This window comes from Vibrio fujianensis, from assembly GCF_002749895.1.
Lineage (GTDB): Bacteria > Pseudomonadota > Gammaproteobacteria > Enterobacterales > Vibrionaceae > Vibrio > Vibrio fujianensis.
In genome coordinates this window covers 38411-46515 of sequence record NZ_NBUS01000037.1, presented here as the reverse complement: position 1 = coordinate 46515, position 8105 = coordinate 38411, and the positions used below count along the sequence as shown (strand labels likewise).

The window sequence follows — 8105 nt, the reverse complement described above, 5'->3', positions numbered from 1 at the left end:
TCACACCAGCCACGCCAGCGATAAAGAGGTTGGTCATCATTGCCGCAGAGATAATGCCACCTAGTAGCCATTCTCCCTTCCAAACCACCACAATTGCACCAATCGTCAATGCCCAAAGTATGCCGTTGAGAAGGCCAATAGAGGCTTCTTTCAATAGTAATTCTCGTTTATTACTGTCGCCGATATGTCCAAGTGCAAGCCCTCGAATGACCAAAGCAACGGTTTGGTTGCCAGCCACGCCGCCCATTGACGGCACAATGGTCATTAATACTGCAATGGCCGCCATTTGCTCTAAAGTTGCTTCAAACATATTGGATACAGAAGCGGCGGTTAAAGCGGCTAGAACATTCGCACCAAGCCAAATGCTGCGCTTACGTGCCGATTTGAAAACGGGGGCAAAGGTATCTTCATCATCGTTCATCCCCGCCATACTCATCATTGAGTGCTCGGCATCTTCTCGAATCACGTCCACCACATCATCAATAGTGATACGCCCGACGAGGTGCTGGTTTTCATCAACCACGGGAGCTGAAACCCAATTTCGCCGCTCAAATAGGCTGGCGACATCGGAGTCTTTAGCATCGACATTGATCGCTTCATCTGCGTCTTCCATCACTTCACTGACTGGAATGTCCGGCTGTGTTGTGATTAAGGTCGATAATGGTAAGTAACCAATGAGCTTACTCTCAGCATCAATGACATATAAAGAGTCTGTGGCATAAGGAAGTTGACCTTTCATACGCAGGTAACGCAGTACGACATCCACATCGACATCACCACGAATCGTGATGACATCGGTGTTCATTAATCCACCAGCAGTGTCTTCTGGATAGGAGAGAGCTGTTTCCACACGTAGCCGCTCTGCTGCATCCATTTGGGCAAGCACTTCACGAGACAAGTCATCGGGTAAACTTCGTAAGACATAGGCAACATCGTCACTGTCCATCCCCTCAGTGGCTTCGGCCAGTTTCTCGGGAGCCATTTTCGAAACGAGCGCATCTTTAACGTCTTCGTTGAGTTCTTCAAGGATCTCGCCGTAATCTTCAGGATCAGTGAGTTGCCATAGGACATAACGCGCCTTACGAGGAGAGGCTTCTAACAGATGAGCAATATCCTCCGGTTCCATATCCTGTAATTGACGACGGACATGGACGAATCGGCCATTTTCTAAGGCTTCGGTAATTTCTTGGAGGGTGTGGTGAGCTTGGTCAAACTCGATTTGCTCGGCCATAGCTTCCTCCTAATGCTTGAATTTAGACAATGAATTGAATAGTAACTTAATTTTAGGGGCAAGTAACCAGAAGATAGTGGCTCGAGCGAAGCTTGCTGATTTATTAATCAAAGATTAATGTTAACCTCTCCGTCATACTCGACAGGTCAACAACCCCTAGTCATCCTCATCAAATTTCACTTCAATTAAGTGACAAACCGCATCAAGAGCAACGGCGGCTTGAGGGCCCTGTGCTGAAATAGTAATCATCTGGCCTTGAGCTGAATCAAGCATCAGTAAGCCCATGACGCTATCGGCGGTGGCTTGTTTACCCTCTTGGCCTTGGATGGTGATAATGGCATCAAAAGATTGAGCAAGTTCAACCAATTTGACTGCCGCTCGAGCATGCAAACCCAAGCGATTTTGAATCAATACCTGACGACTGATCTGTGACATGATAGCGCCTATTCGAGTTTCTCTAGCGAATGATGGCGAATTTGTACTTGGTGACCAAGTTCTGCAAAATATTCACCAATTTGTTGTGTGAGGTAGACTGAGCGGTGTTTGCCTCCGGTACAGCCAATCGCAATGGTTAAATAACTGCGATTGTTTTTTTCCAGCATGGGTAACCAATATTCGATGAACTTTTGAATCTGTTGCTTAAGTTCCATCACTTCGCTATGGCTTTCTAGAAAAGATTTGATCGGTGCGTCTAGGCCAGTCAAAGGGCGTAAATCGGGCTCCCAGTGAGGGTTAGGTAGGAAACGAACATCAAAGACGTAATCAGCATCACTTGGGAGACCATATTTGAAACCGAACGATTGAAAGACCATCACCAAATCTTTACGCTCCCGACCTTCAATTCGCATACGAACGGTTTCACTCAATTCATGCAACGATTGGTTGCTACTATCGAGTAGTAAGTCGGCTTGTTCTTTCAAGGGTTCGAGTAGATACCTTTCTCGTTCAATCGCTTGAGCTAGGGTGGGTTTGTCTTCGTTTAAAGAGAGCGGATGGATGCGACGAGTTTCACTGTAACGCTTGAGTAACGTCTCTTTGCTGGCATCTAAAAATAACACACTGACATCGTTATTTTGTTTAAGCTGAGCGAGAACATCTTCCACTAAACTAGGTTCTTTCGGCAAGTTACGGATATCAATACTGACAGCAATATTCTGTTTACTGCCTTGTACAGATTGAATAAATGCCTCCAGTAGGCTGACGGGTAAGTTATCCACGCAATAATAACCCAAGTCTTCCAAGACTCGTAACGCGACACTTTTACCAGCACCGGATTGACCACTGACTACAATTAAACGCATCGGAAGGCCTATTGAGGTGAGTGAACCATAATATCGTACAACTCTTGATCGCTTTGTGCGCTGCGCAGTTGTTTGAGCGTCTGTTTATCGTTCAAACGTTCAGCCATGCAAGATAGGGTTGTGAGATGCTCTTTACATTGATCTTCTGGAACCAGTAGCGCAAAGAGAAGATCGACTGGGCGGTTATCTATAGACTCAAACTCAATCGGCTCTTCACATTGTACTAATACGGCAACAGCGTGTTCGCTTGCTGCCATTCGTGCATGAGGAATCGCTATACCATTCCCAATACCAGTACTGCCCATTTTTTCTCGGTTGAGCATGCTTTCAAACAGTTCGGTGGCATTTTGCCCAGTATGTTGGGCGGCTATTTCACTGATAATTTCCAGTGCTCGTTTTTTGCTAGAACATTGGACTGCACTTTTGGTGCAATCCAATGAGAGGACTTCGCTTAATTGCATGTTAGTGGCTACTTAGCTTTTCTTTATGCTTGTTGAGTTGACGAGTGAGTTTATCCACTAGGCCATCTATCGCTGCGTACATATTATCGTTGTCCGCAGTGGCGTGGATTTCGCCTTGATTAACGTGGAGCGTAGCTTCGGCGATCTGACGTAATTTTTCAACACGTAAAATCACATGAATGGTATTAATATGTTCGAAAAAGCGCTCAAGTTTTTGAAATTTCGAATGAACATAGTCTTGCATTGAATCGGTAAGATCAATGTGATGGCCTTGAATATTGATTTGCATAGACTTTCCTTCTCTGTTGGGCCTTATAACAGGCGTTTACGCTGACTGGATGGCGCAATGGCCAACGACTCACGGTACTTGGCAATCGTCCGTCTTGCCACTTGAATCCCTTGATCAGCGAGTAGGGCCGCAATTTTGCTATCACTTAATGGTTTTGCCGGATTTTCTGCGGCGACCAGTTTTTTGATTAAGGCTCGAATTGCGGTTGATGAACATTCTCCACCATTGTCTGTACTAACATGGCTTGAGAAAAAGTACTTCAATTCAAAAATGCCACGTGGGGTATGCATATATTTCTGAGTCGTGACTCGAGAGATCGTTGATTCATGCATTTCCACCGCTTGTGCAACGTCATTAAGCACCATCGGCTTCATGGCTTCTTCACCATATTCAAAGAAATCGTGTTGATGTTCAACTATGCACTTGGCAACTTTGAGCAAGGTCTCGTTTCGACTTTCTAAGCTCTTGATTAGCCATTTTGCTTCTTGCAAATTAGAGCGAATATAATTGCTATCTGCGTTATTCCCTCGTGCGAGACTGGCATATTGCTGATTGATTTTTAAACGTGGAACACCATCGGGGTTGATACTCACTTGCCACTTCCCTCGCTCTTTATATACCGAGACATCGGGGACGACATATTCGGCATGCTCTTGAGAAATTTGATTGCCAGGCCTTGGATCGAGCTGCTGGATCAACTGCAGTGTGTCACGTAACGCTTCTTCTTTGAGCTTACTCTCTTTGATAATTTGCTTAAAATCACGGTTGCCGAGTAAATCAATATAGTCTGTTAACAGCATTTTAGCTTCAGCAAGCCAAGGTGTGTGCTCTGGATAAGTCGCTAATTGGAGTAATAGGCAATCTTGGAGATGTAAAGAGCCAACCCCTAGTGGATCAAATTGCTGGATACGTTTTCTTACCGCTTCTATTTCATCGAGTTCAACGTCGCTATTAAAGTTTTCTAGTAGTTCTTCTAATGAGGTGGTGAGGTAGCCATAATCATCAATGGCGTCAATGATTGCATAAGCAATACTACGATCTGTATCACTAAAGGGGGTTAAATCGAGTTGCCATAATAAGTAATCGTGAAGTGTTTGGGTCGTTTCTCCCTGATAAACGGGCAGTTCATCATCAAGGCTAATACCAGTACTACCGGTATTCGCACTGTAGACATCGTCCCAAGTGGTATCGATTTCTAACTCCGCACTGATCTCGGATTTTTCAATTAAATCTGAGCTATCTGGCGACTCAGGCTCACTGATATCAGCACTGAGTTCGGAAGTGTTATTGCTCGGTGACGCATCGTCTAGCGCTGGTAAATCATCAGTCGATTCTTCAACATCCAGTAATGGGTTGGATTCTAGTGCTTCTTGAATCTCTTGCTGAAGATCTAATGTAGACAGTTGCAATAAGCGAATCGCCTGTTGCAACTGTGGAGTCATCGCTAACTGTTGACCAAGTTTAAGCTGTAATGAGGGTTTCATTCAGTATTAACTACCTTGTTTTAGTGATACCGTGCCTAACATTTATCGTACTGAAGTGATCATTCGGTTTGCTGCTACCACCTAATGGTGGGGCAGTTTTCAGGATACCTCCATTTATCGCTGTGCAATGAAGCGAACGATAATTAATGAGTTACTTTAATCATAGACGGAATTGTTCGCCAAGATAAACCTGTTTTACTTGTGCGTTGTTAAGAACATCATGTGGTGTTCCTTCAGCAATCAAACGGCCTTGGCTAACAATGTAAGCTTTTTCACAAACGTCTAATGTTTCGCGTACATTATGGTCCGTGATGAGGACACCTAAACCGCGATCGCGTAGATGTTCAATTATTTTTTTTATATCAATGACCGAGATGGGATCAACCCCAGCAAACGGCTCATCGAGCAAAATAAATTGAGGGTTGGCGGCTAATGCGCGAGCAATTTCGACGCGCCGACGTTCGCCACCAGAAAGTGCCATTCCCGCACTGTGGCGAATATGTTGGATATGAAACTCTTCGAGTAGATCTTCTAGTTTATCTTGTCGTTCTTCACGCGTCATTTCTTCACGGGTTTGTAGCACTGCCATAATGTTATCCTCAACGGATAACTTACGAAAGATAGAGGCTTCTTGAGGGAGGTAGCCTATTCCTAGCCGTGATCGGCTATGCATCGGTAAAATACTGATGTCTTTATCATCGATGCTGATGGTTCCCTCATCTCGTGCGACTAAGCCGACGATCATATAAAATGAGGTGGTTTTCCCTGCACCATTGGGGCCAAGTAAACCAACGATTTGTCCTGATTCAACTTGTAAACTGACATCGGATACGACTTTACGTTTTTTATAGCTTTTTGCTAAGTGCTCTGCTTTAAGTATGGCCATAATTATTCTTGCTGTGCGGCTTGAGGTTGAAGTACGGTGGATACGCGCCCACTGCCTTTGCTGTCAGCGATCAATTTTTGTGAAGAGATCTTATAACGAATTTTATTGCCACGAATTTGACTATCGTCTTGTGACAACATGGCTTGCTCCATCATAATCAATTCATCCTCTGCCATGGCATAGTGGAGCTGTTTGGCTTCACCGTATAAGGTTTTACCTTCGTCTGTGAGCTGAGAAAAAGTGGTAGGATTTCCGTAACCTTCGATCTTTTCTATTTTTCCGGTTTGTGAGTTACGGATCACAATTAACTTATCGGCATTAATATTAATGCTACCTTGCTTTAGTTTCACGTCACCCACAAAGGTGACGCGATTGCTTTTCATATCCAGTTGCTGACTAACCGAATCAATATAAACCGGTTGTTGAGTGTCTGTTGAGAGCGCCAACGCCGCTCCTGATGTGAGCAGACAAGCCATAAGACTAAGGTGTGAGAGTTTCATATCTACCTTGTACATGGTTATAAAGAACAGCCGAATGATCGGATAAATTTCCCTTCATTGCCTGCCCTAATGTTTGAAATTGTGGGCCAACGAGTTCAACTTGACTATCAGCCCAAAAATCACGGCTATCAAGTTGAATGCTTAGCTTCGTGGTTGTCATCTGTTTAAACGCTGAATCTACGAGTAGATTATTTACGATAACTTGGTCATAAAGAATTAAAACTTGATCCTTGGTTAGGATGCCTCGTTTAGCGGTCAGTTCCCATTCTTGTGTAGTTCCATCACGAAACACTTTTAGCACCGGATATTCAAAGGTGGTGCTTCCACTGTTGGCATAATAATCAAGGTGTTGTGAGGTAATCACATAACTGCGTACACCTTGTTGGTTGTAAGAGACGTTATCGAGCAATTGGCCACTAAACAACGGAAGTTCGAAGTTAGGTGCAATTTGAACGGCTGTGTTTTGGTTTTTGTCTAATAAATAGTAGCCAGACCAAGCCGCAATAAAAAAAAGGCACAGATAAAGGATACGAGTGAAACTCATATACTCAGGCCTTTATGTTGATCCAATTCATCGCGTGCTTGCAAAATCAAATCACATACTTCTCGTACTGCGCCGTGTCCGCCTTTCGTTCGAGTCACATAGTTGGCTCGTTGAACTAACAAGGGATGGCCATCGGCGACACAGACTTTGAGTGCAACTTGTTCCATTACTGGCCAGTCAATTAAATCATCACCAATATACCCTGTCTGTTCCGGTTTGATCGCTAGCTTTTGACAAATATCGTGATAAGCGCTCAGTTTGTCATCCTGACCTTGATAAATCAGTGAAATACCTAATGCTTTCATGCGATTTTCGACAATTTGAGATTGGCGTCCAGTAATAATGGCGATCTGGATACCTGCATTCATGAGTGCCTTTACGCCATATCCATCTCGAGTATGAAAGGTTTTTAATTCTTCGCCTTGATTCCCCATGTAGATCAGGCCATCAGAGAAAACACCATCTACATCGCAGACCAACAATTGAATCGATTGTGCAATCGCAACGACCGATGCTTCAACCGGGCCATAAAGTGTGTTAACCAGTTGGGACATTACATGACTCCTGCTTTGAGTAAATCATGCATATTTAATGCACCGACTAATGTATGGTTGTCGACCAACATCAAACCACTAATGCGCTTTTCTTGCATTAAGTTTAGTCCTTCTACCGCTAGGAGATGAGGAGAGGCAACGACAGGCTTGTGTGTCATCACGTCTTGTATCTTAGCGGTATGAATATCAATTCGTTTATCTAAAATGCGTCGTAAGTCACCATCAGTAAAAATGCCGAGTAGGTGATTTTCTTCATCGACGACGGCTGTCATTCCCAGTCCTTTGTGGCTAATTTCAAGTAGAGCATCTCGGATGAGCGTTGTTGGTGATACCTTGGGTAAATCTTCTCCCTGATGCATGATGTCAGAGAGTTTAAGTAATAATTTGCGCCCGAGTGCACCGCCAGGGTGTGAGAGTGCAAAATCTTCTGCGGTAAACCCTCTTGCTTGTAGTAAGGCAACCGCCAAGGCATCCCCCATCACTAATGTGGCCGTGGTACTACTCGTCGGTGCTAAACCAAGTGGACAGGCTTCTTTAGGCACCGTGATCTGCAGATGAAGATCCGCCAGTTTAGCCATGTTCGATAGTGGGTTACCGGTCATGCTGATGATGCGATTATTTAGACGCTTAAGCACGGGGAAGAGCGCTAGAATTTCAGACGACTCGCCAGAGTTGGAAATGGCTAAAACGATATCTCCAGCATCAATCATGCCTAAGTCGCCGTGTGACGCCTCACCAGGATGAACAAAAAACGCGGATGTTCCGGTGCTGGCCAAGGTGGCGGCTATTTTTTTACCAATATGCCCAGATTTACCAATGCCCATCACCACCACTTTACCGGTTTGATTGGCCAAA

At 44.4% G+C, this 8105-nt stretch carries 11 protein-coding genes; all 11 read right to left on the bottom strand.

Features of this window, described 5'->3' with window-relative positions:
- Positions 1 to 1231 (bottom strand): magnesium transporter (gene mgtE, locus B7C60_RS03325; protein WP_245868478.1); only part of this gene is annotated, 1231 nt, incomplete at its 3' end.
- A gap of 156 nt (positions 1232 to 1387) precedes the next feature.
- Positions 1388 to 1666, bottom strand: a complete 279-nt coding sequence (locus tag B7C60_RS03320) for an HPr family phosphocarrier protein (protein WP_099610431.1) — start codon at positions 1664 to 1666, stop codon at positions 1388 to 1390.
- Between the two features lie 8 nt (positions 1667 to 1674).
- A complete protein-coding gene (rapZ, locus tag B7C60_RS03315; RefSeq protein WP_099610430.1) occupies positions 1675 to 2532 on the bottom strand; it encodes an RNase adapter RapZ in 858 nt (285 codons plus the stop codon).
- 8 nt (positions 2533 to 2540) lie between these two features.
- The gene (ptsN, locus tag B7C60_RS03310) at positions 2541 to 2993 is read right to left on the bottom strand and encodes a PTS IIA-like nitrogen regulatory protein PtsN (protein WP_099610429.1); all 453 of its coding nucleotides are present in this window, start codon (positions 2991 to 2993) and stop codon (positions 2541 to 2543) included.
- A gap of 1 nt (position 2994) precedes the next feature.
- Positions 2995 to 3282, bottom strand: a complete 288-nt coding sequence (gene hpf, locus B7C60_RS03305; protein ID WP_099610428.1) for a ribosome hibernation promoting factor — start codon at positions 3280 to 3282, stop codon at positions 2995 to 2997.
- A 23-nt stretch (positions 3283 to 3305) separates the two neighbouring features.
- Complete coding sequence (locus B7C60_RS03300) at positions 3306 to 4766, bottom strand: RNA polymerase factor sigma-54 (RefSeq protein ID WP_099610427.1); 1461 nt, start codon at positions 4764 to 4766, stop codon at positions 3306 to 3308.
- A gap of 160 nt (positions 4767 to 4926) precedes the next feature.
- Positions 4927 to 5652 carry an LPS export ABC transporter ATP-binding protein gene (gene lptB, locus B7C60_RS03295; RefSeq protein WP_099610426.1) on the bottom strand — a complete coding sequence of 242 codons (726 nt, stop codon included), beginning with the start codon at positions 5650 to 5652 and terminating at the stop codon, positions 4927 to 4929.
- Between the two features lie 2 nt (positions 5653 to 5654).
- Complete coding sequence (lptA, locus tag B7C60_RS03290) at positions 5655 to 6152, bottom strand: lipopolysaccharide transport periplasmic protein LptA (RefSeq protein WP_099610425.1); 498 nt, start codon at positions 6150 to 6152, stop codon at positions 5655 to 5657.
- Positions 6133 to 6696 carry an LPS export ABC transporter periplasmic protein LptC gene (lptC, locus tag B7C60_RS03285; RefSeq protein WP_099610424.1) on the bottom strand — a complete coding sequence of 188 codons (564 nt, stop codon included), beginning with the start codon at positions 6694 to 6696 and terminating at the stop codon, positions 6133 to 6135. The genes lptA and lptC overlap by 20 nt, the downstream gene beginning before the upstream one ends.
- Positions 6693 to 7250: a 3-deoxy-manno-octulosonate-8-phosphatase KdsC gene (kdsC, locus tag B7C60_RS03280; protein ID WP_099610423.1), complete on the bottom strand. Its 558-nt coding sequence runs from the start codon at positions 7248 to 7250 to the stop codon at positions 6693 to 6695. Before kdsC ends, lptC begins: the two co-directional genes overlap by 4 nt.
- On the bottom strand, positions 7250 to 8105 hold an 856-nt coding region (locus B7C60_RS03275), incomplete at its 5' end, for a KpsF/GutQ family sugar-phosphate isomerase (RefSeq protein WP_245868476.1). The genes B7C60_RS03275 and kdsC, both read right to left, overlap by 1 nt.

Excerpts from the sequence above, each read along its gene's own strand:
- B7C60_RS03320 (WP_099610431.1), bottom strand. The coding sequence starts at position 1,666 with ATGTCACAGATCAGTCGTCAGGTATTGATTCAAAATCGCTTGGGTTTG.
- lptC (WP_099610424.1), bottom strand. The coding sequence starts at position 6,696 with ATGAGTTTCACTCGTATCCTTTATCTGTGCCTTTTTTTTATTGCGGCT.
- B7C60_RS03300 (WP_099610427.1), bottom strand. The coding sequence starts at position 4,766 with ATGAAACCCTCATTACAGCTTAAACTTGGTCAACAGTTAGCGATGACT.
- rapZ (WP_099610430.1), bottom strand. The coding sequence starts at position 2,532 with ATGCGTTTAATTGTAGTCAGTGGTCAATCCGGTGCTGGTAAAAGTGTC.
- lptB (WP_099610426.1), bottom strand. The coding sequence starts at position 5,652 with ATGGCCATACTTAAAGCAGAGCACTTAGCAAAAAGCTATAAAAAACGT.
- ptsN (WP_099610429.1), bottom strand. The coding sequence starts at position 2,993 with ATGCAATTAAGCGAAGTCCTCTCATTGGATTGCACCAAAAGTGCAGTC.
- hpf (WP_099610428.1), bottom strand. The coding sequence starts at position 3,282 with ATGCAAATCAATATTCAAGGCCATCACATTGATCTTACCGATTCAATG.
- kdsC (WP_099610423.1), bottom strand. The coding sequence starts at position 7,250 with ATGTCCCAACTGGTTAACACACTTTATGGCCCGGTTGAAGCATCGGTC.
- lptA (WP_099610425.1), bottom strand. The coding sequence starts at position 6,152 with ATGAAACTCTCACACCTTAGTCTTATGGCTTGTCTGCTCACATCAGGA.